This is a genomic window from Bacillus cereus G9842 (assembly GCF_000021305.1).
GTDB classification, from domain to species: domain Bacteria; phylum Bacillota; class Bacilli; order Bacillales; family Bacillaceae_G; genus Bacillus_A; species Bacillus_A thuringiensis_S.
Genome location: NC_011772.1, coordinates 3,530,519 through 3,554,962 on the forward strand (window position 1 = coordinate 3,530,519; position 24,444 = coordinate 3,554,962).

A 24,444-nucleotide genomic window follows, 5' to 3' on the forward strand; every position below is an offset into this window, starting at 1 on the left:
TTCATCCAATATGTTTTTCATATTTAGCGCTATCCTTTTGAAACATACTTTCTTTCAATCCCTTATCTATTTGTATCCATTCTGTCGTAAGTGAATATTGAATCAAGCCTTCTTGAAAACTAAGAAATTTCAACATAATCCCTGTATTTTTCTCCACAACCATTTCGAATTTCCCTCTTAAATCTTCAGAGGTGCTAACAGGCATCTCTATATTGATGACTCCTTCAATTTTGTAACAATCTAATCCAAGATATTTCGTTTCTTTATAATTCCAATCTTTATATCGAATTAACAAATCTGCGAATTCTGATTGAATACTATATTTCGCTAGTCCTACATATTCATCATCATATCGCTTTTTTTCACCTGATTTTCTCAATAACCTTTCCGTAGGATTTAACTTTAATAATTCATTGTTTCTTTCTTTCGGGTTCCATTTTGTCTCTTTATAGGTATACTTCTCATCATCAAACTCTTTTTTCTTGCCCTCGTTATATATAATTGTTCGTTTTTTCGCTAGTTTATCTTCTTTCGAAGAGATACCTCTTTGTTTTTCCGTATCAATTGCATACTTATATGTTGTAGCAATTCTTGATGAGCTAGAATATTCCTCAAATTGTCCTGAACTATTTTTAAAATAATCAATAGAATCTAGCATCTTTTGATGAATCTTTTCTTTATCTGGATAATGTACATTTGATTTTATTTCTTCTTCATTTTCATAATCAGAAAACGCTTTTTTCTTTACATATTCAAATACTCCACCGTTTTGCGCAAAACTTTGTATAGAAAACTCAGACATAGATACCACTGAAAGTATACAAACCGCTGCACTAATTATCATCATATGGATTTTGTAACTCTTCTTTTTTACCTGAAGATTATGTAGTGTACCATTAATCTTCTCATTTAACTCTGGAGGTACTATAACATTTTCATTTTTTATTCTCTTTTTTAATTTCTCATCAAATAATTTTTCACTATCCACCCTTTACACCCCCTATTCCATCTTTAATCTTTTTTGTAGTTGTTCCCTCGCACGCGATAATCTTGATTTCACTGTTCCTTTCGGTATTTCTAACAGCTTCGCAATACTATCTTGATTCATATCTTCATAGTAATAAAGCACCGTAACAGCTCTTAATTCTTCATGTAACGATTGAATCGCATTATACAAATCTATATCTTCATACTGATCACACGCACTCATATTGTAATCATTCTCTTCTGTCACAATTACATTTTTATACGCTCTAATAATATTGTTACACTCATTCATTAAAATTCGAATTAACCAAGTTTGAAAAAACTCTTCTTTTTTTAGTTTTTTTATATTTTCATAAGCTTTTAAAATTGTTGTCTGTATCGCGTCCTCTATATTTGTCTCATCACGTAACATCGCCTTTGCTATTCGATACATCTTCACTTTTTCTGTATGTATAAGCGTTATAAAGGCTTCATGATCGCCTTTTTTCGCTAAAGAAACATCGGTTTCTTCTTTTATAATCATTTTATATAAAGGGATTACTTTCACAATTGCTCCTCCTGTTTCATCCTCACTTCAAATTTAACTTTACATGTATTAGACGTAGGAACCTAGGAAAAGGTTCATTTTTTTGAATATTTTTGTAAATAAAAAGATAAATATCCTTTATAAGTGTTATGTAATAAACATACTAGATTTAATTTACAAATAAAAAAAGCCCACTTTCTCAGTGGACTTTCTACTTTACAACGGTAAATCCCTCTTCTTAAAAACTACAATTGCTACTATGAAAATACAAAGTGCTCCAGCAGTTAAACCTATACTTACCGGCCATATATTATACGTTCCTTCAGCAATTTCTTTCGGATGAAACAGCGTGAATAATGATAGACTTCTCATCCACTCTAACTTATCACTTAATTTACCTACCATATCCAATACGAAAAATAAGATAGTTAAACTCGCTGAATAACTTAGTGCCTTTCTTTCGTCATTACATATACAAGAAAAGAAAAATGAATACGCACTAACGACTAAAAATATGAGCCCTCCGACTACATTTATCTTCAAAAATAATTCTTTATTTAAGTTATTATCTTGTAAAAACCATTCTGCACCTACTAACCCAGCTACATACGTAACAGATACAATAATCAGAAGTCCCAATATGAGAACAGCAGCTTGTGTAATAGCAATTTCCACTCTAGATACAGGTGTTGCTAACAAGTATGCCATTGCTCCTTTATCTACATGACGAGCAATTAAATGTGTTGCAACTGTTACACAAAAAATTGTTAAAATGATAATAAACAATAGACTATAGTATTCACCAGCTAAAAAATCCATTACGTTTTGAATCGGACTTTCCATACCAACGATTTTTTTCACACTATCAGGCATGGCAGCTATTAGTTCATTTAGCCCTTTCGCTGATACCATTGACGGGAATATCCAAATTAATAACCACAAATATAAAGCCGCACCAAACGCATAACTCAAAATATTTTTTTGTGTTTCTTTCAAACTAGCTAAAAATAATTGCTTATTCATGCGTTACCCCTTCTTTCTTATCGTAATAATGCATAAATAAATGTTCTAAATCCATCGCTCTCGTTTGAAGTGCCGTTACATTATAGTTTGAAATTGTTTGTAAAACAGTTTGATAGTTTCCTTGTACAATGATAGATGCCTCTCTACCTTTTACCACTTCAAATTGCAAATTACACTTTGTAAGAGATTCAATCTCTTCTTGCGATGATACGGTTACATCTATTACCTGTCGTCTCATACTTTGTAAATCGTGAATATTTTCAACCGTTACGAGTCGACCATCTTTAATAATCGCTACTCGATCACACGTACGCTCAATTTCAGTGAAAATATGTGATGACATTAGGATTGTTTTTCCTCTTTGCTTTTCCTCTAATATTAATTCTATAAATACTTGCTGCATAAGTGGATCAAGTCCAGATGTTGGTTCATCTAAAATTAACACCTCTGGATCGTGCATAAATGCAGCAACTATCCCCACTTTTTGCTTCATTCCTTTAGACATTTTGCGAATCGGTGTTTTCACATCAAATTGCAGACGATCTATCAGTTCATCTCGTCTTTTCGTATCCTTTAATCCACGCATTCCTTGCATTAATTTTAAAAACTCTAATCCGTTCATTCCTTCAATAAAAGAAATTTCACCCGGTAGATAACCAACTTCCCTTTGAATTTTCGCTGCTTCATTCCAACAATCTAATCCAAAAATTGTCGCTTTACCAGCTGTCGGTTTTATAAATCCCATTAAATTACGAATCGTCGTTGATTTCCCGGCACCATTCGGTCCTAAATAACCGAATACTTCTCCCTCTTTTACATCAAATGTAATATGAAACAAACCTTTTCCATTCAAAAACTGTTTTGTGACATCCTGAACTGAAATCATAATTCCACCTCATTTTTTGAAATATTTAATATGTGATATTTCAAAATCATTGTACTCCTCATCTTTCATATTCGCAACAACTTTTTGAAATATTTATTAGTCCATATTTCAAAATTATTGTTTTCCATTATTTTTTCTTGTATATTTTAAGTGAGGTGATTGCATTGAACGGATTTGAAAGAGTAAAAGAAAAGAAAAAACGTGCCATTAAAGAAGCAGCATTCGTATTATTTTCAGAACGTGGATTTAATGAAGTGAAAATAGAACATATCGCAAAAGAAGCGAACGTTTCTCAAGTTACAATTTATAATCATTTCGGAAGTAAAGATGCGTTATTTAGGGAGCTTATACAAGAATTTATCATATCTGAATTTCAATATTATAAAGAGCTTGCAGAAGAAAAATTACCTTTTCATGATATGATGCAAAAAATGATTGTAAGAAAAATGAATACTGGCGGGTTATTTCAACCTGATATGTTACTACAAATGATGCAAAGGGACGAAGAACTCCGGAAGTTTATTTATAGTTATCAAAATGAAAAAATCCTGCCCTGGTATTTAGAAATATTAGAACGAGCGCAGCGCAAAAACGAAATTAATCCTCACCTTACTAAAGAAATGATGTTACTTTACATTCAAATGTTTACAAAATTAGGTGATGAATTTGGAGCACAACTTCTTGAAGGAGATCGTGAAAAACATATACAAGATATCGTTACGATGTTCTTTTATGGACTCTCCGTCCCAGAAAAATAATTTTTCTAAAGAACAAATAGAATTACCAAAAAGCCCTTTGGATATTTAAATCGCAAGGGCTTTTTCATATCAAAAAATGTCTAAAACTAACTTTATCTTAAAGAAGTTAAATGCTTCTTTATAGATAACACCTTATTATAGATTAACTCTTTTAGCATAACAGGCTGAATTGAAATAATCGTTTCACCGAAATTCAGAAAATAATTTGAAATAAAATCAAATTCTTGCTTGTTAAAATAGCCTGTTATAATGTAATTTTCATTTTCCTTTTGCATCCTCATGGAAGGGTAATTCTCTTTATCAAAAATGTCTTTTCCTTTTTGATTAACAATGACGCTAAAATTAATTGCATCAGGCTTTCTGTGAAAAGTAGTAAGATAACTTAATAATTCTTCAAGATTTTTTGGATTAATATTGCTCGTTTCCACAATAGAAAGAATTTTATCACATCTAATTATTTGAACATTATTCGTCTCAAAATTAAAGATTTTAGCATACCACTGGCCAAATTTAGATTCTATTCGAATAAATTGGGCAACCAATGCTTTCTCCTCACCTTTTTTTAAATATGTTAAATGATAAACTCGCTCAGCAAAAATCCCCTGTAAAATTTCTTTTAAGAACGGACTAAAATTACTATGATTTGTTACTTCAAAGGAAAGCGTTCGTTCCATAATTGAAATATTTTTACTCACATTATCAGGTAATACATGTTTAAATTTATTTTCAAGCGCAATACTTTCTATATTAAATGGTTTTGTCTTGTATCCATTTAGCGTAAGAATTGAAAAATATAAGCCATACATTTCATCCACACTAAAATAAATTGGTGATAAAACACTATTTTCTATAATTTTATAACTTCCATTTCTACCCAATTCAGAATATATGGGTACACCTATTTCTTCCAATGATTGAATATCTCGCAAAGCGGTACTTTTAGAAATATCATATCTAACCATTAAATCTTTTAAATTAAAATATCTTTTATTATTTAAGAAAATAAGCATATCATTTATTCGTTCCGTTTTTTTCATATTTCCCTCCCAAAAAGGTGTCATGTATTGAAACCCTTTTAATCTATATTATAATTATCAACTAATAAAGGAGTTATATATTTATGACATTAGAAATAGCTATTTTTCTTTCAATGAATGGGCAAGCAAAGGAGGCGATTAACTTTTATACACGTCATTTAGAAGCCAAAAAGTTAATGGTTGTTACGTATGAAGAACTGGCGAAAAGAGATAGTTCTTTTAAAATTAAAAGTGAAAATAAAGATCATATTGCTCACTCTGTTTTACAAATTGGGAATACAAAGCTAATGATAGCAGAAGATACAATGAAGCCTAATGAACGTTATAACGTTGGAAATAACATGTCACTTTGCATTCAAAGCGCTAATTTAGAAGAAATACAAAGGTTTTATAATAATTTAATTTCCGATAAGCATGTGAAAATAATCTCTCCCCTAGAAAAAAATATATTTAGTGAAGCATATGGTATTATTGAAGATCCTTATGGCATACAAATCCAATTAATGTATGATAAACGACTAAACTAAATAATTAATCATATTCACATATTCCTAATAAAAAAGACACGAATTTCGTGTCTTTTTTATTTTATAGAAATGACTCTACCCTTTTCACTGCTTTCAATCGCTAATTGAATCAGTTTAATAACATCTAAGCCTTCTTTTGCTGTTACAGGTAGTTTCTCACCATTTAATATACTATCTCGTACACCTTTATAATAATTATCATAACAACCGACTTCTGTTGGAATGCGCTCTAAGCTTTCTTCTGTTTCTAAAGTAGCAAAATTCTCTTCATCGTCTACTCCATAACCATTATCACCTGGCTTCATTCCATTTTTTAATTGCTCTTCCTGCGAATCCATACCGTACTTCACGATAGAACCTTTCTCTCCATGCACTATAAAATGCGGTCCAGCTTTTTTCACATAACTGCTACTACGTAAAATGACACGTTTAGCTCCGTAATGCAGTACTATGTGGAAATAATCATCCACCTCTGCACCTGGTCGTTGTTTTATTACATCTGCACTTATCGCATCTGGTTTTCCAAATATTGATAACGCTTGGTCAATTAAATGCGATCCTAAATCGTATAATATACCGGAACCTGGTAGATTTTTTTCTCTCCATCGATCACGCACATGTGGACGGAAACGATCAAAATTTGATTCATATGCGTATACATTCCCTACTCTGTTTTCTCCTAACAATTTCTTAATTGTTAAGAAATCATTATCAAAACGACGATTATGATATACGCTTAACATTACATTATGCTGCTCTGCTAATGAAATAAGCTCTTCCCCTTCTTCAATTGAAACAACAAATGGTTTTTCTACAACAACATGCTTACCGTTTAAAATTGCTTCTTTTACATATGGAAAATGAGTTGTATTAGGTGATGTAATAACAACTAAGTCAACATCAGCTCGCTTCACCAATTCATCAATTGTACTAACAACATTAGCGTTTGGTAATGTTTCTTTTACTACCTCTTCTTTTGAGGATAATACAGCACGAATATCATATTCTTCTATTGTTTGTAATAGTGGGATATGAAATGTCGTACTAGAAAAACCAAATCCTACAATCCCTACACCTATTTTTTTCATGTTGCCCCTCCATTTGTCCCGCTTTAACGGGCAGTAAGATTCCTAACTCAAAATCCAGCGAAAGCTAAGAAATTAGGTGAGGAGTCAACTGCTCGTTAAAGCCCGATTGGTTCAACTAATAATCAGTGGGGATAAAGAAAATCCCCATTGATTAAAGTTTCACTTTATGAGAACGATTTCATTCAGTTATTATAACAAGATTATTATTATTTACATAATAAATTGCCTAGAAAAAAGCATCTTGCTACTATTCATAGCAAGATGCTTTTTTAACCCGCTTTAACGGGCAGTAAGGCTCCCGACCGCGAAGGAGTTAGATGGGAGACCAACTGCCCGTTAAAGTCCGATTGGTTCAACTAATAATCAGTGGGGATGAACAAAATCCCCACTGATTATAGTTTCACTTTACTCCGATCGTTTTTTCGTCCACGTTTCTACTACTTCACCAGTATCATTAACATCTAGCACTAGGCTACCATTACTATACCGGTCTTTATTTCGATACGCTTTCGGATCAATCTCTTCTACAATATTTTTTTCTGTCTTCATATAAACTAATTCATCGTCCCGAACAATTTCAATACCGACAATGCGGTATGGATTACGTTTTAACTCTTTGAAAATAACAAGACCTCGTTTCGCCCTCGTTGATTTCTCAATTTCTGATGCTTTTAGACGTTTTACAGCACCGCGCTGCGTTACGAGAATAAGTTGATCTTTGTCACCATTTAACGGTTTACCAGAAGCGACATAGTCATCTTCTTTTAAATTAATTGCTTTCACACCAGCAGCTCTTACACCGACTGGACTTACTTCATCTTCATGGAAAATAAGTGCATATGCACCATGTGTAGCAAGAACGATATCACTCGTTCCATCTGTCGCAAATATATCGACAACTTCATCACCTTTTTTCAAGTTTACAGCAACGAATGCCCTTGAATAACGCTGAACTTTATATTGATTTAATTCTGTTTTCTTTATCATACCATTTCGTGTTACAAATACGATAAATCGTTTTTCTTCCTCAAAGTTCGGTACAACCGTTACCCAAATGATCGTTTCATCTCGGTCGAGTGAAACGATATTTGCAACGTGCTGACCTAAATCTTTCCAACGAATATCTGGCATTTCGTATACTGGAAGATATATATAGTTCCCTTTACTTGTGAATAAAAGAACTGTTTCAGTCGTATTCGTATCGAATCGTTCAAGTAAGATGTCACCCTCTTTCATACCGAAGTCTTTGCCGTTTGATGCATTATGTGAGCGCCATCCAGTACGTTTCACATATCCTTCTTTCGTTACAGTAACGATGACATCTTCTTGTGGAATCATCACTTCTACGTCTATTTTAATTTCTTCAATTTGTTCTTCAATAATAGCACGGCGATCATCACTATATGTTTTCTTAACTCTCTTCAAATCAGTTTTAATGACTTGAAGTAATCTTTTTTCACTTTGTAAAATTGACTGTAGCTCTAGAATTTTCTTATTAAGCTCATCTGCTTCTTCTTGTAACGCCGTAATGTCTGTATTCGTTAAGCGATATAATTGCAAGGATACAATTGCTTCTGCTTGTGCTTCTGTAAAGCCAAATTTTGCACTTAAATTATCTTTCGCATTACGTTTATCTTTTGAAGCTCGAATTGTCTCGATTACTTGGTCTAAAATCGATAATGCCTTCTTTAAACCTTCTACAATATGTTGACGATTTTCTGCTTTTCTTAATTCATATTGTGAACGTCTCGTAATAACCTCTTTTTGATGTCCAATATAAGCATCCAAAATTTTCGGTAATGTCATAAGTGTTGGACGGCGATTATTGATCGCTACCATATTAAAGTTATATGGAATTTGTAAATCTGTATTTTTATATAAATAATTTAAAATACCTTCGGCGTTTACTTCTTTCTTTAATTCAACAACGATTCGTAAACCAGTACGATCCGTCTCATCACGTACTTCAGCAATGCCATCTAACTTTTTATCTAGACGTAATTCATCCATTTTCTTTACAAGGTTTGCCTTATTCACTTCGTAAGGAATTTCAGTGATTACAATTTGTTGTTTCCCACCGCGCACTGTTTCAATTTCTGCTTTTCCGCGAATAATAATTTTACCTTTTCCTGTTTCATACGCCTTTTTAATACCATCAATCCCTTGAATAATACCGCCTGTTGGGAAATCTGGTCCTTTCATAACTGTTAATAAATCATCAACAGTACTATTTGGCTTATCAATACGCATCATTGTAGCGTCAATAACTTCTCCAAGATGATGCGGAGGAATTTCTGTTGCATAACCAGCGGAAATTCCTGTAGATCCGTTTACTAATAAATTCGGGAACGCTGCTGGTAATACAACCGGTTCTTCACTCGTATCATCAAAGTTTGACACGAATTCAACTGTTTCTTTATCAAGATCACGTAATAATTCAGATGCGATTGGTGATAAACGAGCTTCCGTATAACGCATCGCTGCCGCTGGGTCCCCATCAACACTACCGTTATTACCATGCATTTCAACTAAAACATTACGTACTTTCCAAGTTTGGCTTAAGCGAACCATTGCTTCATATACAGAGGAATCTCCATGTGGATGATAATTACCAATAACATTACCTACTGTTTTAGCTGATTTACGAAACGCTTTATCATGTACATTACCTTCTACATACATAGAATATAAAATACGTCTTTGTACTGGCTTTAAGCCATCACGTGCATCTGGAAGTGCACGATCTTGAATAATATATTTACTATAACGTGCAAAGCGGTCACCTAACACGTCTTCAAGCGGGAGGTCATGAAACTTCTCTGCTTGCATGTTATTCCACCTCCGTCTCCATAATCATTTCATTTTCTAAAATATTTCCTTCTTCTTGCATACCAAACTGTACATTACGTTCAATCCATTTACGGCGCGGTTCTACTTTATCGCCCATTAATGTTGTAACGCGACGCTCTGCTCTTGCTGCATCATCAATTTTCACGCGAATTAATGTACGCGTTTCAGGATTCATTGTTGTTTCCCATAATTGATCCGCATTCATTTCACCAAGTCCTTTATAACGTTGTAACATATAGCCTTTGCCAACTTTTTTCGTTACACCGTCTAATTCCTCATCTGACCAAGCGTATTCAATTACCTCACTCTTACCTTTCCCTTTACTTACCTTGTATAAAGGAGGAAGTGCGATAAACACTTTACCGGCTTCGATAAGTGGCTTCATATATCTGTAGAAGAACGTTAATAACAATACTTGAATATGAGCTCCATCCGTATCTGCATCGGTCATAATAACAACTTTATCGTAGTTAATATCTTCAACAGCGAATTCATTTCCTACACCGCCGCCAATTGCATAAATAATTGTATTAATCTCTTCATTCTTAAAAATATCAGCAAGCTTTGCTTTCTCCGTATTAATTACTTTACCACGCAATGGTAGTACCGCCTGAAAACGACGATCTCGCCCTTGCTTTGCTGAACCGCCAGCCGAGTCACCCTCTACTAAATACAATTCGTTTTTCTGAGGGTTACGTGATTGTGCAGGTGTTAACTTCCCGCTTAAAGTACCTTCTGATTTTTTCTTTTTCTTACCACTACGTGCTTCTTCTCTCGCTTTACGAGCAGCCTCACGTGCTTGCGCTGCTTTAACTGCCTTTCTCACAAGAAGTGTAGCTACATCCGGGTTTTCCTCTAAAAAGTAAGCTAGATGCTCTGATACAATGGCATCAATAGAAGAACGAGCTTCACTTGTACCAAGTTTCCCTTTCGTTTGTCCTTCAAACTGCAGTACTTCTTCTGGTACACGTACAGAAACGATAGCCGCTACACCTTCACGAATATCTGTACCTTCTAAATTTTTATCTTTTTCTTTTAATAATGAAACTTTACGAGCATACTCATTGAACACACGCGTCATTGCTGTTTTAAATCCAGCTTCGTGTGTTCCACCATCTTTTGTACGTACGTTATTTACAAACGAAAGAATATTTTCTGAGTAACCATCATTAAACTGGAATGCTAGTTCTGCTTCAATCCCGTTTTGTTCACCAGTGAAATATACAACCGGGTGAATTGAATCTTTTTCTTCGTTTAAATATGAAACGAAAGCTTCAATTCCTGTTTCATAATGAAATATATCTTCTAAATCATTACGTTCGTCTTTTATTGAGATTTTCATTCCTTTTAATAAGAATGCAGATTCACGTAATCTCTCACATAATGTTTCATAATTGTAATTTGTCGTACTAAAAATCGTTGTATCTGGTTTGAAATGCATTGTTGTACCAGACTCTTTTGTTTTCCCGATTTTCTCTAACGTTGTTGCAGGAACGCCACCATTTTCAAAGCGTTGTTCATAAATGTTACCATCACGTTTAATTGTTACTACTAACCATTCTGACAAGGCGTTTACAACTGATGCCCCAACACCGTGTAAACCACCACTCGTTTTATAGCCACCTTGACCAAACTTACCACCTGCATGAAGTACAGTTAAAATAACTTCAGGTGTAGGTTTCCCAAGTTTATGCATTCCCGTAGGCATTCCTCGCCCTTTATCTATAACGCTAATACTATTATCTTTATGTATTACGACAGAAATTTCGTCGCCAAATCCCGCTAACGCCTCGTCAACGGAGTTATCTACTATTTCATATACTAAATGATGCAATCCACGGCTATCCGTACTCCCGATATACATACCCGGGCGTTTTCGAACGGCTTCAAGTCCTTCTAACACTTGAATCGCATCTTCATTATATTGGAACTGATGCTTCGCCAAACTCCTTGCCCCTTTCCTAATCCAAAATCAGAACATATGTTTCTATTATAGAATAACGCCTCGACTATAGTTTTGGCAAGTTATCTTATCTCTTTTATATACCATTTTCAATAGAAAAATCCTTGTTTTCTCACAAGGATTCCTCTAGGCTACTATTTCAGAAAAATAATCGTTTGTCAACGAGAAATGGATATGTATTCCAAGATTACACATTCCAAACCTTTATTATGATCCAAATGATCAAAATCCAAAATGGGATTACAAATAACAATCCCCAAAAACAGCCTTTAAAAAATCTCATGATGAACACCTCGTTCATCGGCCCTACTTATCTATAATGAGGGCTGAATCAATCTTTCTAACTTTAAGTCTATACTATTTTGTCATCGCATGTTCTACTTTAATACAACGATCCATTATTACAGTATAGTCTTTTTCTTTTAAAAGTTTATATGTATCTTCATCTTGTACTCCTAATTGTGCCCAAAAAACATCTGCATCAATCTCGACAAATTCTTTTGCAACATCCATTAAAAACTCTGAGCGACGAAATACATTTACAATGTCAACGTGTTCCTTAATATCCTTTAGTGAAGAAACTGCCTTTTCTCCAAGCACCTCATTTACTGTTGGATTAACTGGAATAATGCGGTATCCAGCATCTTGCATTGCTTTTGAAACCATATACGATGTACGTTCTGGCTTATCTGATAATCCAACAACCGCAATTGTTTTGCTTTTCTTTAACACTTCACCAATTTCCGTACGAGTTGGGTTTTCAATTGTCATAATTAATCCCTCCTATTCCTTTAGTATAGCCGATAAAGAAAGTCTCTTTCAATATGAAAGAGACTTTCTTTTATTTCGATTATTGATTCTTTGTAGCTGAATTATCTGCTAAAGTAGCTGTTTTCGTCATTTTTTGACCGTTACGGTAGAATGTGACTTCTACTTTCTCGCCTACTTTTTTCTTTTCATATAAATATTTACGGAATTGAAGTGAATTTTCTACTTTTTGATCATCTAATGCTACGACAATATCATATTGCTCTAAACCAGCTTTTTCTGCCGGTGATATTGGGTAAATTTTACCTAATACAACACCATTAGTTACTTCTTTCGGTACTTTCAATTGATTGACTGCATAAGCTTGCACATCTTCTAACGAAACGACACCTACTCCAAGAGCTGGACGTTTTACTACTCCGTCTTTTTCAAGTGATTCAATAACTGGCTTTGCGATATTAATTGGAATAGCAAATCCAATTCCTTCAACTTCTTGTTGTGCAATTTTACTTGAATTAATCCCAATTATTTCACCGTTTTGGTTAAATAATGCACCACCACTGTTACCAGGATTAATCGCTGCATCTGTTTGAATAACTTGTGCTTGCCAATCTGGGCGTTTATCCCCATCAATATCAACTGGGATTTCGCGTTCTTTACTACTGATTATACCTTCCGTTACACTTCCGTCAAATCCAAGTGGGTTACCGATTGCAATCGCTTTTTCACCCGCACGAAGTTTACTTGAGTCACCTAAAGTTGCAACTTTATTTACATTAGCCCCATCAATTTCAACAACAGCTAAGTCTAACCAAGGATCTTTCCCTACTAACTTTGCATCTACCTTTTTACCATCACTTAGCTTTACAGCAAGTTTATTCGCTCCATCTACTACGTGGTTGTTTGTTACAATATATGCTTTATTTCCTGCTTTTTTATAAATAACACCTGATCCTGAACCAGCTTGTTGTTCTTGACCTGTCGGTTGCATTGCAAATGGATCAACGCTTTGTTGCATATTAATAACGCCTACAACAACATCTTTCGCTCCTTCAATCATACCAGGTAAATCAGTTTCATTTTTCGCTTTATTTACAACAGGAACTACAGTACCTTCTACTTTTGAATCCGAACTAAATGATGATACTGGTGCTCCATTATTTTGAGCCCATGGCATATATGGTGCTGCAAAACTAATCGAAACCGCTCCGACTACAGCTCCCACTAAACCTGTGAAGAAATAGCCTTTTTTACTACCTGATTTTCTCACTTCTCTCGTTTCACTATGCTCTTCATTTAAATTTGGTCCGTCGTAATATCCCATGTTTTATTTCCCCTCTCTGGTGAATTCGTATTTTCAGTATAGTCACGTTTTGTGTCCTTCTTGTGAACTCATCGTGAAATCCAATTAAAAAAATACTCCTATCTAACATTGTAGACAAGAAAAGTATTTTTTGTACATTCTACCTTCAAAAGAGAGTATAAAATTGCCATTTTCCTAGGCTAAATTACACAAATTGTTCTAGATTATTCTTCAAATTTATAACCAACTCGAATAACAGTACCGATATGCTTCGCTTTATCTCCTAACTTATTTCGAAGTTTTTTAATATGGGTATCAACCGTTCGGTCATCACCGTAATAGTCATATCCCCATAACTGGTCTAATAAATGTTGACGTGATAATACGATTCCTTTGTTCTCCATTAAATAAACGAGAAGTTCAAATTCTTTATGTGTCAATATAATTTCTTCTCCATCTACTAAAACAGTTCTAGATAGACGATTCACTTCAATTCCAGCTAAAGACATAGCATTTTCTTCCGCTACTCCTACCGCGCCATCCGCACGTTTCAATAACGTCTTTGCACGAGCTACTAACACTTTCGGACTAAATGGTTTCGTTACATACTCGTCTGCACCTAATTCGAAACCTAGCAATGTATCATCCTCATCCGAACGTGCTGTCAACATAATAATTGGTACTGCTGATTCTTTTCTAATTCGTCTACAAACAGACCATCCATCTATTTCCGGTAACATAATATCTAACATAATTAAATCAATTTCATGCTCTGCAAATAACTCTAACGCTTTCTTTCCATCTTCTGCTTCGATTACTTCAAAGCCTTCATTACGAAAATAATCACTAACAATTTCACGTAATCTTCTTTCGTCTTCAACAAGCAATACTGTTTTATTCATATAATCTATCCCGCCTTTTTACTCTTTCAATCGAATAATACGTTGATTGGAGCTTCCGCGAAATGGAAGTGTTAAATCTTTTTTCTCAATTTCAAACCTTCCATCGACTAAAACATCCCCATAATGTAACAACTCTATCATATCATTATTTTGGGAACTCTGTATCTCTTCTAACGTATAACCTGTATACATCCATAGGTTTTTTTTCAAATCTTTCACGATTTTTGCTACCTTTTTCACTTCAGCAGCTTGAAAAAATGGATCTCCACCTGAAAATGTTACATCAGTTAATGGATTACTTGCAATCTCTTTCACAATTTCTTCTACTGTCATTTCCGTTCCGTTGCAAATATTCCACGATTTCGGATTATGGCAACCGACACAACGATGCGGACAGCCCGCAAAAAACACGACTGTCCGCAATCCTTCTCCATCTACTACACTATCATGAATAATATTCATCACTTTCATTTATGTTTCACCCGATCTATCTCTTCACTACGTTTCGCACTATTCCACTTCGACATATCTCCTACAAGATAGCCTGTTATACGGCGAATTCTTTCTATATTAGCCTCATCTTCATTCCCGCAACTTGGACATTCATTTCCAATAACCCCGTGATAACTACAGCACTTACAACGGTCAACAGGATGATTAATTGAACCGTATCCAACGCCATGTTCTGCCATGGCTTGTATAATTTGTTTTAATGCCTTTTTGTTATGCATCGCTGCTCCGTCCAGTTCAATATACGTAATGTGTCCTCCATTACAGAGAGCATGGAACGGGCCTTCTAAACGGATTTTATTTATCGCTTGAATGTTATAATAAACTGGAATATGGAATGAATTCGTATAGTAATTATGGTTCGTTATACCGCTAATCACGCCAAATTCTTCTCTATCTTTTTTCACAAACTTTCCTGATAATCCTTCTGCTGGAGTTGCAATTATCGAGAAATTTAGTTGATGTTCTTCTGTCGCTTTATCCATTCTATCTCTCATAAAGGAAATAATTTCGTACCCAAGTTTCCATGATTCTTCATCTTCCCCATGATGCTTTCCTGTTAAAGCTACTAAACATTCCGCAAGACCGATAAAACCAACACTTAACGTCCCTTGTTTTAAAATCGAAGCTACGGAGTCTTCAGGCTGCAATGCTTCTCCACCACGCCATACACCTTGTGAATATAAAAACTGAAAATCTCTTGCTCGCTTCGTACATTGATACGCAAATCTTTCTAATAACTGCTTAATTCCTAAATCTAAATAGTAGTTTAGCGCTTCAAAAAATGCTTCTTTTGAACCACTAATTAACGCTAATTTCACTAAGTTGATAGACGTAAATGATAAATTCCCTCTACCAATCGCGGTTTCTTCTCCATGTATATTAGACATAACACGGGTACGACATCCCATGTAACATACTTCACTTTCTGGTCTTCCATCATAATGCACTGCATTAAACGGAGCATCTAAAAATGAAAAGTTAGGGAATAATCGCTCTGCAGTTGTCTCTAATGCTAATTCAAATAAATCGTAATTCGGATCACTTTCTTCAAAATTCACACCTTTTTTCATCTTGAAAATTTGAATCGGAAAAATTGGTGTCTCTCCTTTACCAAGTCCAGCTTGTGTTGCTTTTAATAGTTGTTTAATTAACATTCTTCCTTCTTTTGATGTATCTGTTCCGTAATTAATAGAAATAAACGGTACTTGTCCTCCGCCCCTACTATGCATACTATTCGAATTATGAACGAAAGCCTCACACGCTTGATACGTATCATTTTCCGTTTCTTTCCATGCAAATTCTTCTATTTGTTCTTTCGTAAGCGGATATGATTGTAATCGTTTTTTATGTCTCTCAATTGTTTTTCGTACATAAGGTGCTAAATCAATATCAAAGAGTGCAAACGATTGACCGCCATGCTGCATATTTTGATTCGCTTGAAAAATAATAGACGAAAGAGCCAATGCACTTTTAATGTCTTGTGGTTGTCTCATATGTCCATGTCCAGTATGAAAACCGTTAGCAAGCATTTGCGCTAACGGAATTTGCGAACAAGTCGTCGTTCCTGTCGCATAAAAATCTAAATCATGTGGATATAATATATTTTCATTTATCGCTTTTTTCACTTGATCTGACAATAAATTCTCAACAGCATAATATTTTGCACTCTCAGATGCGAATGTTCCCATTACACCCATTGGAGAGCGGCCGTCTACGTTTGCATTTTCTTGCATTAAATCTTGTTCATTGCCGTGGACTATCGTCTCGAACACTTTCATTAATTCTTCTCCACGTGTATTATTTTGTAACATTTATAACCCTCCACCAATATGTTGTTGTCTTTTGATTAAAATGTTACTACATATAGTCTTGCTGTTTCTGTGAGAAATGTAACATTACTGTGAAATTTTTTTCACGAAATAATGAATTTTTCATTTACAAAAAAGAAATGTGCTCTTTACAAATGTATGGTACAATATACGGGAAAAACTCTTTTTACCCTTTATCAACACATTTGAATAAAGGAGACTGAACTTATGGTTACTACATATCTTTTATTTATCGTTGCCTACTTGCTTGGCTCGATTCCATTTGCACTAGTTGTTGGAAAAATTGGCTACGGAATCGATATTCGTGAGCACGGGAGCGGTAATCTAGGCGGAACAAACACATTCCGTACATTAGGGAAAAAAGCAGGTTTTACCGTTACAATTGCTGACATTTTAAAAGGGACATTAGCAACAAGTCTACCAATGATTTTCGGATTAGATATTCACCCACTATGGTTCGGGTTAGCGGCTGTTCTTGGACATGTCTACCCGATCTTCGCGAAATTCCGTGGTGGTAAAGCAGTTGCAACTTCTGCTGGGGTGCTATTATGCTATTCACCAGTTGTTTTTGCAATATTGGCTGTTGTATTTTTCACCCTTTTATTTACAACAAGATACGTATCACTTTCTTCTATGGTAACAGCAGTTGTTGCTGTTATTGCATCCATTGTTAGCGGGGATAAAATCTTCATTATTGCGATGTGTTTATTAGCAGGTATGGTTATTTATAAACACCGTGCAAATATCGGACGAATTATAAATAAAACTGAACCAAAAGCAAACTTTTCAAAAAAGCAAAAATAAGATCGTAACCCACATAACGCAAAAAGAAAACGTGAAGCATATTAATAGCGTCTTTTTGCGTTATTTTTTATACTAAAGAAAAAGCAACATAACTTGGAGGAACTATACATGAATCTTTCCGTAACAAAAGAAGCAGCACAATGGTATAAAAATGAATTAAACTTACAATCAAATGAAACACTACGCTTTTTCGTACAATACGGTGGTTGCAGTACTGTGCAAAAAGGACTTTCTTTAGGTATTCGTAAAGATGATCCTGCACACCCTGCTGTTCAAATTCAAGAAGAAGGTATTAACTTCTTTATTGAAGGCGATGATGAATGGTTCTTCGATGGACATAATTTATCTGTTACACTTCATGAAGGTGACGACTTCCCACAATTTAATTATGAAAAATAAAAAAGCGCGGCTTCTGCCACGCTTTTTTATTTTTTCTTAATTTCCTCATATTTCGCATACCACTCAGGATATAACTTTTTAAATGATATAGGGCGGAACCCTTCTTTTTTCGCACAAATATTCGTCGTACTTGCAGTAATACAAAGATCACCATCACCATTATATATTTCATATCCATATACAACGCGAAGCGGGCTCACAGTATCGACCCATGTTTTTACGATTGCCTTTTCTCCATAACGCATCGCTTTACGATATGAAATTTGTAAATCTAACACAGGAGAAATAATTCCTTCTTTCTCCATTTCAACATATGAAAAACCTAAATCTTGTATAAGTTTCGTGCGACCTAACTCAAGCCACACTAAGTAGTTTGAATGGTAAACAACACCCATTTGATCTGTTTCCGCATAACGGATTTCAACTTCATGTTCTGCTACAAACATATGTATTCGCCTTCTTTCACTTCTGCTACCTTGCATACATTTAATCATAATACAGTAACATCAAAAATAAAATAAAAACAGTGAATCTTTTACTGAAAGGAGCCAGCATATGATTCAAATTGTAACTGTTCGTAGTGGTGATAGCGTATATAGCTTGGCATCAAAATATGGATCAACACCTGACGAAATAGTAAAAGACAATGGACTAAATCCAGCTGAAACGCTCGTTGTTGGTCAGGCACTTATCGTTAATACGAAAGGAAATAATTATTATGTACAGCCTGGTGACAGCCTATATCGAATTTCTCAAACATATAATGTCCCCCTCGCTAGTTTAGCTAAAGTTAATAATTTATCTTTAAAATCTATTCTCCATGTCGGACAACAATTATATGTACCAAAAGGCACAAAACGAGCTGTAGAATCCATCGCTTATTTACAACCTTCAACTATACCGATTAAAGAGAGTTTAGTTAATGCGACACGCGCCATCAATCCATTTTTAACATACTTAGCCTATTTTAGTTTTGAGGCAAAAAGAGATGGCACATTAAAAGAACCTACTGAAACAGCTAAAATTGCTAATATTGCAACGCAAGGTAAAACAATCCCTATGCTCGTTATTACAAATATTGAAAATGGTAATTTCAGTGCCGATCTAACATCAGTTATTTTACGCGACGCAACGATTCAAAACAAATTTATTACTAACATTTTGCAAACAGCTGAAAAATATGGCATGCGAGACATTCATTTCGATTTCGAAAGTGTAGCACCTGAAGACCGCGAGGCGTATAATCGCTTTTTACGAAATGTAAAAACACGCTTACCTAGTGGGTACACATTGAGCACAACTCTCGTACCGAAAACAAGTTCCAATCAAAAGGGCAAATTTTTCGAAGCTCATGATTATAAAGCGCAAGGGCAAATTGTTGATTTCGTCGTCATTATGACATATGACTGGGGATGGCAGGGCGGGCCACCGATGGCGATTTCTCCTATCGGTCCAGTGAAAGAAGTACTTCAATATGCAAAATCTCAAATGCCTCCACAAAAAATTATGATGGGGCAAAATTTATACGGGTTTGATTGGAAACTTCCATTTAAACAAGGAAATCCACCTGCAAAAGCAATTAGCTCCGTCGCAGCTGTTGCACTAGCTCGTAAATATAATGTTCCTATTCGTTATGATTTCACAGCCCAAGCTCCTCATTTTAATTATTTTGATGAAAACGGCGTGCAACACGAAGTTTGGTTTGAAGATTCACGGTCTGTTCAAAGTAAATTCAATTTAATGAAAGAACAAGGTATAGGTGGTATTAGTTACTGGAAAATCGGTTTACCATTCCCGCAAAATTGGCGTTTACTCGTTGAAAATTTCACGATTACGAAAAAGGGCTGACAAAAGTCAGCCCTTTTTTTCATATTACTGCTAAAAACTCATCTTTCATTTCCTCACAAAAAAGAAGAATGATAACATTCTCCTTTTTAACCGTTATCAACAATCGGTTGTTTACCTGTTTGATCTTGCATTTGCTTTCCTTTATTTCCACCAGCTTTTTTCGATTGTGTTCCAATATGATTTGGTGCAAAGTCTTTTGAATTTTTTTTCGGATTACCCATTACTATCGCCTCCTTAACACTAGTATCGTACTAGTGTTAAGAATTATTCAGCTTGCTTAAAAAGTTTCATTTCATAACGTTTTTCGATGCGCTCTTCAATGCGATCAATTGCATCACGATCGCTTAATAATTGTTGTTTATTTTCATTTACAAGTTCTTCAAACGATTTACGGCGACTTCTTCTCATGTTGTTCACCCTCTCTCCTTCGCTTTCTTATTACATAGTATGAGCAAACGAAAAACTCTTTAATCAGATTTGTAAGAAAATTTTATGTTTTAGTACTCCTAAAAAAACTCTGTGTACAATATATTGCACACGGAGTTTTTCATACTATAATATTTAAATACTCTTTCAACTTTTCATCTGCATTCATTTCATTTTCTTTATAATCATGAAACGCCTGTAACACAAAATCATACTGTTCTAAAATATAACTTTCTAATTTCATAACATCCTCTAAGCTATTAAGCATAATTCTCGTATTACCAACTTCACTTTTTAACGCTGGTTCACATTTTAAGCTTGTACATATTTCTTTCACATCATCTTCTAATATTTCTGTTAATACATATTTCTTTCGCCCTTTTACCTTTACTCTCATAACCGGATAAAAAGCTTTTATATCTAAATAACTTCCTACATTCATACAACGTAGCCATTCTACATTACGTTTATTACATACAAGCATTTCTTTCACCGCTTCGTATACCGCAGTTTCATCAAGCACAGCCTTATTTACTTTTCGGTTCCCTTCTTCTTCAATAGCTGCACACTTTTGATAAACAGCGGCACACGTAATACAATCGTCAAATGCATTATGAGAACTTAAACGAATGCCAAGCATTCGCTTTAACGTTTCAAGTTTATGATTAGGCGCATGCTTCATGTATTTCTTCGCTAAAAATACAGTATCAATTACTTTATTTTTAGGTTCAGGTAGCCCTAGCATATTTACATTACTTTTCAAAAAGCGCATATCAAAAGAAGCATTATGGGCCACAATAACATTTGTATGTAAAAATGCTAAAAATAAAGGTAACACTTCTTCAATCGTCGGTGCATCTGAAACGCGATAATTAGTAATACCTGTTAAACTCGTTATTCGGTCCGGAATTGGCCGCTCTGGATTCACGTATGAAACAAATTGATCTACTAATTCATGATTACGATATTTCACTGCTGCAACTTGAATAATTTTATCATTATAAGGGTTAAATCCTGTTGTTTCAAAATCAATTACAACATAATCTAACGGTAAGGATACATTCCCCACTCCATACACTCCTTTATCTCTAAACGTTTATATTCCTTACATCATATCATGAAGTTATTACTACTTGAAAAAGAAAAGGCAGAAATGGGAACTCTCCACCTCTACCTTTTCACCATTATTTTAATTTAGCAACTCTTTTCTCCATCTCTTTTTGCGTCATCGGCCCAATAAACTTATCTTGAATGACACCTTTTGTATCTATAAAATACGAAGTTGGAATCGTAATTACTTTATACGCTGTTGTCACATCAATGTTCTTGTCCAATAAAATAGGAAAAGTAATTCCTTTTTCTTTAACAAAATTGCTTACCTTTTCTACTCCTCCACCTTTTTCTGAAGGCGTATAATTTATTGCTAAAATTTCTACGTTCTCTTTATGTTCTTTATAGAAAGCTTCCATATCCGGCATTTCTTGCTGACATGGTCCACACCACGTTGCCCAAAAGTTTAAAATCACTTTCTTTCCTTTTAAATCCGATAACTTTACATTCGTTTCATCTAACTTCGTTAATTCAAAGTTTGGCGCACTCTTCCCTATTTCGATACCATTACTTGCAATCATCTCTTTCATAGCAGCTTCACTTTTTTCTTGCTCCCCTTGTACCGCCTGATCTTTTTTACCAAATTGTTCATAAGCTGCATATCCCGCTAAACAAAGTAACACTACAATAATCGTAAGCTTCCGCCACATTTTATATCACCCTAACGTATTTATCTTCTTATTAACCTAATTACCCAAATACTATATACCTTATTTTAGCTTATACGGACGAGCTTGGAAATATTCACAGTCGAAATAATTAGAATATTCTTATTTAAAGTGAAATTTTTTCCTTTTTATCATATAATTAGAAAAATAAATGAAGTGTTACTTATCTTCTTATGGACCCATTCACCTTTTTACTCTCGTAGTTATAAACCTACAACAAAAGGGGGATTTTTTATGAATTCATTCGAAAAAACAACTTTATATATTCTTAGTTTTCTTTTATACCCAGTCGGTATTATTACATGGATCATTTCACTCTTTAGTAAAGACCTTAAAAAAAAGAAAGTAGGGCGTATTTGTCTTTACATCTCTCTAGTCTCATTCGTCCTTTTCTTAATCCTTGGAATTGCAACTTTCCTTATGACTGCTACTTTTAACGTAGATCTAAATCATTCAGAATCTATCCAATATCAAATAAATGATGTTGAATAAAGATAAGGGCACTGCTCTTATCTTTATTCACATCTCTTGCAAAACGAATGACTATTTATTAATTTTTCAGGACTTCCACATGCAACAATACTTCCTTCTCTCATTATGACAACACGATCCGCTAGTATCACTTTCTCTACATCATGTGTTGCCACAATTCTCGTTACATCTCTTCCTAGTCCTTCAATCATATTCCAAACAGTTTCTTGATTACTCGGATCTAACCCCGCAGTCGGTTCATCTAAAATAATAAGATTCGGATTTGAACCAATTGCTCGTAATAATGCAAGACGTTTTCTTTCGCCTCCTGAAAACTCTTCACCGCTTTTATGTAGCACAGTTTGACTCCCTTCAGGTAACCCTCTAATAATCGGCGTTGCATTTATAAGTTCACTATTTTTTTCTAACTGATTTTCTAAACCCTCTTCCCCGAAATACATATTCTCTGTTACCGTCGTTCGGAAAAAACGAGGTTCTTGCCACACTGTAGTCATTCGAGCCTTTTGACCATAATAAACAACACTACCGTTAGATGGTTTATACAAACCTGTCATTAATTTTAAAAGCGTTGTTTTTCCTGCACCACTTTCTCCGACAATGATAACGAATTCACCAGGATTAATTTGCAAATCAATATTATGAATTCTGCATTTCTCTTCATCATTCTCCTGAAATGAAACATTTGTTACTGTCATCCCCATCGCTCTTTCTACCTTACTATCTGCCACTCGTTTATCTAAAAAGGAAAAAATTCTATTTGCCGAAGCGACTGCAACTTGTGTCATCATTAATAAATCGCCAACGTAACGGACTGGAAAAAAGAGCATTTCAATTGTGGCTAACACGGCAACAATTGAGCCAACTTCCATTTCTCCCTTCATTATTTTTTGCGAACCTATAATGAAAACAACGATATATGCCCCTGTTTCAATCACTGTTCCAACTACTCCAGTGCAGTGTTGCATCATCGTCTTCTTTACTTCCGATTTATAAGATTGTGCCGTTACTCCTTTAAATAAGCGAATAGCCCATTTTTCTTTTTGTAAACTACGTAAATCTTGTATACCCTTTACAAACTGTGACACCATCTCTACAACACTCGATTGATTTTTTTGAGCAACGCTTGCAATATCTCTTACCTTTTTTCCCATCAGTATTGGAACAATTGTACTTAAAAATAAAAACGGAGTTACCCACAATATAAACTGTATATCTATATGTTGTAGTGCTATGAAAGCTCCAATAAATTGGGCAATAGCGTGTATATACTCTATTAATATAAAGCCATATAATCTGATCCAGTTCGGAATATCAGATACGACCCAAGTTTCTAACTCCCCTTGCTTGATCTTCTCACTCTCTTCAAACGGTAATGAGAAATAGTGACGCAATAATTCTATACGTTTCGTTTGTAATATACGTTGACTCGCTTTTGAACTTATATAATCAAATAGAAGATTGTTCGTCCACATCAAAAAGCGACTACCCGCAAACAAAGCTATATATAAATAGGCACTTCTTAACTCCCTTTGAATAAGATTGTCTACAATTACCCCCATGAAGATTGGACGCGATAAGTTTAAAATAGCAGCTATAATTCCACTACAAATGGCTGCTATAACTAATATTTTCTCCTGTCGTAATGGTAACAATATTCTTTTATATTCTTTCATGACGTTTCCCCCATTTTTTATATTAAAAAGAAAGGGATGAAACCATATGGTTTCATCCCTTTCC

General features: G+C 34.6%; 25 protein-coding genes. 6 read left to right on the forward strand and 19 right to left on the reverse strand.

Features of this window, described 5'->3' with window-relative positions:
• Window position 1: 1 nt before the first annotated feature.
• The 4 genes from BCG9842_RS17595 to BCG9842_RS17610 form a co-directional block, all read right to left on the reverse strand.
• Window positions 2–988 (reverse strand): hypothetical protein, encoded by a 987-nt coding sequence (locus BCG9842_RS17595; RefSeq protein WP_000376636.1) that lies wholly within the window; start codon window positions 986–988, stop codon window positions 2–4.
• A gap of 12 nt (window positions 989–1,000) precedes the next feature.
• Entirely contained in the window at window positions 1,001–1,534 is a 534-nt protein-coding gene (locus tag BCG9842_RS17600; protein WP_000864724.1) for an RNA polymerase sigma factor, read from the reverse strand.
• A gap of 195 nt (window positions 1,535–1,729) precedes the next feature.
• On the reverse strand, window positions 1,730–2,536 hold the full coding sequence (locus BCG9842_RS17605) for an ABC transporter permease subunit (RefSeq protein ID WP_001041417.1): 807 nt from the start codon (window positions 2,534–2,536) through the stop codon (window positions 1,730–1,732).
• Entirely contained in the window at window positions 2,529–3,422 is an 894-nt protein-coding gene (locus tag BCG9842_RS17610) for an ABC transporter ATP-binding protein (RefSeq protein ID WP_000626558.1), read from the reverse strand. The genes BCG9842_RS17605 and BCG9842_RS17610 overlap by 8 nt, the downstream gene beginning before the upstream one ends.
• A gap of 155 nt (window positions 3,423–3,577) precedes the next feature.
• On the opposite strand from BCG9842_RS17610, the gene BCG9842_RS17615 reads away from it, so the two are divergent.
• On the forward strand, window positions 3,578–4,180 hold the full coding sequence (locus BCG9842_RS17615) for a TetR/AcrR family transcriptional regulator (protein WP_003309799.1): 603 nt from the start codon (window positions 3,578–3,580) through the stop codon (window positions 4,178–4,180).
• A 92-nt stretch (window positions 4,181–4,272) separates the two neighbouring features.
• On the opposite strand, the gene BCG9842_RS17620 is transcribed toward BCG9842_RS17615, so the two are convergent.
• Window positions 4,273–5,241, reverse strand: a complete 969-nt coding sequence (locus BCG9842_RS17620) for a helix-turn-helix transcriptional regulator (RefSeq protein WP_041488134.1) — start codon at window positions 5,239–5,241, stop codon at window positions 4,273–4,275.
• A gap of 59 nt (window positions 5,242–5,300) precedes the next feature.
• On the opposite strand from BCG9842_RS17620, the gene BCG9842_RS17625 reads away from it, so the two are divergent.
• Window positions 5,301–5,744: a VOC family protein gene (locus tag BCG9842_RS17625; protein WP_000171340.1), complete on the forward strand. Its 444-nt coding sequence runs from the start codon at window positions 5,301–5,303 to the stop codon at window positions 5,742–5,744.
• A gap of 56 nt (window positions 5,745–5,800) precedes the next feature.
• Here the strand turns inward: BCG9842_RS17625 and BCG9842_RS17630 are convergent, their stop codons facing one another.
• The 8 genes from BCG9842_RS17630 to BCG9842_RS17665 all read right to left on the reverse strand — a co-directional run bounded on the left by BCG9842_RS17630 (window position 5,801) and on the right by BCG9842_RS17665 (window position 16,942).
• Window positions 5,801–6,832: an oxidoreductase gene (locus BCG9842_RS17630; protein ID WP_000719768.1), complete on the reverse strand. Its 1,032-nt coding sequence runs from the start codon at window positions 6,830–6,832 to the stop codon at window positions 5,801–5,803.
• A 405-nt stretch (window positions 6,833–7,237) separates the two neighbouring features.
• Window positions 7,238–9,661, reverse strand: a complete 2,424-nt coding sequence (gene parC / locus BCG9842_RS17635; protein WP_001147461.1) for a DNA topoisomerase IV subunit A — start codon at window positions 9,659–9,661, stop codon at window positions 7,238–7,240.
• 1 nt (window position 9,662) lies between these two features.
• Window positions 9,663–11,627 carry a DNA topoisomerase IV subunit B gene (parE, locus tag BCG9842_RS17640; RefSeq protein WP_001062195.1) on the reverse strand — a complete coding sequence of 655 codons (1,965 nt, stop codon included), beginning with the start codon at window positions 11,625–11,627 and terminating at the stop codon, window positions 9,663–9,665.
• A 375-nt stretch (window positions 11,628–12,002) separates the two neighbouring features.
• Window positions 12,003–12,416: a CoA-binding protein gene (locus BCG9842_RS17645; protein ID WP_000151394.1), complete on the reverse strand. Its 414-nt coding sequence runs from the start codon at window positions 12,414–12,416 to the stop codon at window positions 12,003–12,005.
• A 79-nt stretch (window positions 12,417–12,495) separates the two neighbouring features.
• Window positions 12,496–13,737, reverse strand: a complete 1,242-nt coding sequence (locus tag BCG9842_RS17650; RefSeq protein ID WP_000542642.1) for a S1C family serine protease — start codon at window positions 13,735–13,737, stop codon at window positions 12,496–12,498.
• 203 nt (window positions 13,738–13,940) lie between these two features.
• Complete coding sequence (locus tag BCG9842_RS17655) at window positions 13,941–14,618, reverse strand: response regulator transcription factor (RefSeq protein WP_001044679.1); 678 nt, start codon at window positions 14,616–14,618, stop codon at window positions 13,941–13,943.
• A gap of 18 nt (window positions 14,619–14,636) precedes the next feature.
• The gene (gene nrdG / locus BCG9842_RS17660; RefSeq protein WP_000867078.1) at window positions 14,637–15,089 is read right to left on the reverse strand and encodes an anaerobic ribonucleoside-triphosphate reductase activating protein; all 453 of its coding nucleotides are present in this window, start codon (window positions 15,087–15,089) and stop codon (window positions 14,637–14,639) included.
• A complete protein-coding gene (locus tag BCG9842_RS17665) occupies window positions 15,086–16,942 on the reverse strand; it encodes an anaerobic ribonucleoside triphosphate reductase (RefSeq protein WP_000940081.1) in 1,857 nt (618 codons plus the stop codon). The genes nrdG and BCG9842_RS17665 overlap by 4 nt, the downstream gene beginning before the upstream one ends.
• A 225-nt stretch (window positions 16,943–17,167) precedes the next feature.
• Here BCG9842_RS17665 and plsY point away from each other — a divergent pair, with 225 nt between their 5' ends.
• Window positions 17,168–17,764, forward strand: coding sequence for a glycerol-3-phosphate 1-O-acyltransferase PlsY (plsY, locus tag BCG9842_RS17670; protein ID WP_000258974.1), 597 nt, complete (start codon window positions 17,168–17,170; stop codon window positions 17,762–17,764).
• Between the two features lie 108 nt (window positions 17,765–17,872).
• On the forward strand, window positions 17,873–18,163 hold the full coding sequence (locus tag BCG9842_RS17675; protein WP_001054452.1) for a HesB/YadR/YfhF family protein: 291 nt from the start codon (window positions 17,873–17,875) through the stop codon (window positions 18,161–18,163).
• A 26-nt stretch (window positions 18,164–18,189) separates the two neighbouring features.
• On the opposite strand, the gene BCG9842_RS17680 is transcribed toward BCG9842_RS17675, so the two are convergent.
• Window positions 18,190–18,609, reverse strand: a complete 420-nt coding sequence (locus BCG9842_RS17680) for an acyl-CoA thioesterase (RefSeq protein ID WP_000495806.1) — start codon at window positions 18,607–18,609, stop codon at window positions 18,190–18,192.
• Between the two features lie 109 nt (window positions 18,610–18,718).
• Between BCG9842_RS17680 and BCG9842_RS17685 the strand changes: the two genes are divergently transcribed.
• A complete protein-coding gene (locus tag BCG9842_RS17685) occupies window positions 18,719–20,011 on the forward strand; it encodes a glycosyl hydrolase family 18 protein (RefSeq protein WP_000614855.1) in 1,293 nt (430 codons plus the stop codon).
• 86 nt (window positions 20,012–20,097) lie between these two features.
• Here the strand turns inward: BCG9842_RS17685 and sspN are convergent, their stop codons facing one another.
• The 4 genes from sspN to BCG9842_RS17705 all read right to left on the reverse strand — a co-directional run bounded on the left by sspN (window position 20,098) and on the right by BCG9842_RS17705 (window position 22,197).
• Complete coding sequence (gene sspN / locus BCG9842_RS17690; RefSeq protein ID WP_000527987.1) at window positions 20,098–20,232, reverse strand: acid-soluble spore protein SspN; 135 nt, start codon at window positions 20,230–20,232, stop codon at window positions 20,098–20,100.
• Between the two features lie 43 nt (window positions 20,233–20,275).
• Window positions 20,276–20,419 (reverse strand): FbpB family small basic protein, encoded by a 144-nt coding sequence (locus BCG9842_RS17695; RefSeq protein ID WP_001254699.1) that lies wholly within the window; start codon window positions 20,417–20,419, stop codon window positions 20,276–20,278.
• 139 nt (window positions 20,420–20,558) lie between these two features.
• Window positions 20,559–21,506: a 3'-5' exonuclease gene (locus tag BCG9842_RS17700; RefSeq protein ID WP_000528759.1), complete on the reverse strand. Its 948-nt coding sequence runs from the start codon at window positions 21,504–21,506 to the stop codon at window positions 20,559–20,561.
• Between the two features lie 115 nt (window positions 21,507–21,621).
• Complete coding sequence (locus BCG9842_RS17705) at window positions 21,622–22,197, reverse strand: redoxin domain-containing protein (protein ID WP_000269059.1); 576 nt, start codon at window positions 22,195–22,197, stop codon at window positions 21,622–21,624.
• Window positions 22,198–22,449: 252 nt separating this feature from the next.
• On the opposite strand from BCG9842_RS17705, the gene BCG9842_RS17710 reads away from it, so the two are divergent.
• Window positions 22,450–22,707: a hypothetical protein gene (locus BCG9842_RS17710; RefSeq protein WP_001083889.1), complete on the forward strand. Its 258-nt coding sequence runs from the start codon at window positions 22,450–22,452 to the stop codon at window positions 22,705–22,707.
• A gap of 23 nt (window positions 22,708–22,730) precedes the next feature.
• On the opposite strand, the gene BCG9842_RS17715 is transcribed toward BCG9842_RS17710, so the two are convergent.
• A complete protein-coding gene (locus BCG9842_RS17715) occupies window positions 22,731–24,380 on the reverse strand; it encodes an ABC transporter ATP-binding protein (RefSeq protein WP_000666386.1) in 1,650 nt (549 codons plus the stop codon).
• Window positions 24,381–24,444 lie beyond the last annotated feature (64 nt).

Excerpts from the sequence above, each read along its gene's own strand:
- BCG9842_RS17605 (WP_001041417.1), bottom strand. The coding sequence starts at position 2,536 with ATGAATAAGCAATTATTTTTAGCTAGTTTGAAAGAAACACAAAAAAAT.
- BCG9842_RS17610 (WP_000626558.1), bottom strand. The coding sequence starts at position 3,422 with ATGATTTCAGTTCAGGATGTCACAAAACAGTTTTTGAATGGAAAAGGT.
- BCG9842_RS17620 (WP_041488134.1), bottom strand. The coding sequence starts at position 5,241 with ATGACACCTTTTTGGGAGGGAAATATGAAAAAAACGGAACGAATAAAT.
- BCG9842_RS17625 (WP_000171340.1), top strand. The coding sequence starts at position 5,301 with ATGACATTAGAAATAGCTATTTTTCTTTCAATGAATGGGCAAGCAAAG.
- BCG9842_RS17630 (WP_000719768.1), bottom strand. The coding sequence starts at position 6,832 with ATGAAAAAAATAGGTGTAGGGATTGTAGGATTTGGTTTTTCTAGTACG.
- parC (WP_001147461.1), bottom strand. The coding sequence starts at position 9,661 with ATGCAAGCAGAGAAGTTTCATGACCTCCCGCTTGAAGACGTGTTAGGT.
- BCG9842_RS17645 (WP_000151394.1), bottom strand. The coding sequence starts at position 12,416 with ATGACAATTGAAAACCCAACTCGTACGGAAATTGGTGAAGTGTTAAAG.
- BCG9842_RS17650 (WP_000542642.1), bottom strand. The coding sequence starts at position 13,737 with ATGGGATATTACGACGGACCAAATTTAAATGAAGAGCATAGTGAAACG.
- BCG9842_RS17655 (WP_001044679.1), bottom strand. The coding sequence starts at position 14,618 with ATGAATAAAACAGTATTGCTTGTTGAAGACGAAAGAAGATTACGTGAA.
- nrdG (WP_000867078.1), bottom strand. The coding sequence starts at position 15,089 with ATGAAAGTGATGAATATTATTCATGATAGTGTAGTAGATGGAGAAGGA.
- BCG9842_RS17665 (WP_000940081.1), bottom strand. The coding sequence starts at position 16,942 with ATGTTACAAAATAATACACGTGGAGAAGAATTAATGAAAGTGTTCGAG.
- plsY (WP_000258974.1), top strand. The coding sequence starts at position 17,168 with ATGGTTACTACATATCTTTTATTTATCGTTGCCTACTTGCTTGGCTCG.
- BCG9842_RS17675 (WP_001054452.1), top strand. The coding sequence starts at position 17,873 with ATGAATCTTTCCGTAACAAAAGAAGCAGCACAATGGTATAAAAATGAA.
- BCG9842_RS17680 (WP_000495806.1), bottom strand. The coding sequence starts at position 18,609 with ATGTTTGTAGCAGAACATGAAGTTGAAATCCGTTATGCGGAAACAGAT.
- BCG9842_RS17685 (WP_000614855.1), top strand. The coding sequence starts at position 18,719 with ATGATTCAAATTGTAACTGTTCGTAGTGGTGATAGCGTATATAGCTTG.
- sspN (WP_000527987.1), bottom strand. The coding sequence starts at position 20,232 with ATGGGTAATCCGAAAAAAAATTCAAAAGACTTTGCACCAAATCATATT.
- BCG9842_RS17695 (WP_001254699.1), bottom strand. The coding sequence starts at position 20,419 with ATGAGAAGAAGTCGCCGTAAATCGTTTGAAGAACTTGTAAATGAAAAT.
- BCG9842_RS17705 (WP_000269059.1), bottom strand. The coding sequence starts at position 22,197 with ATGTGGCGGAAGCTTACGATTATTGTAGTGTTACTTTGTTTAGCGGGA.
- BCG9842_RS17710 (WP_001083889.1), top strand. The coding sequence starts at position 22,450 with ATGAATTCATTCGAAAAAACAACTTTATATATTCTTAGTTTTCTTTTA.
- BCG9842_RS17715 (WP_000666386.1), bottom strand. The coding sequence starts at position 24,380 with ATGAAAGAATATAAAAGAATATTGTTACCATTACGACAGGAGAAAATA.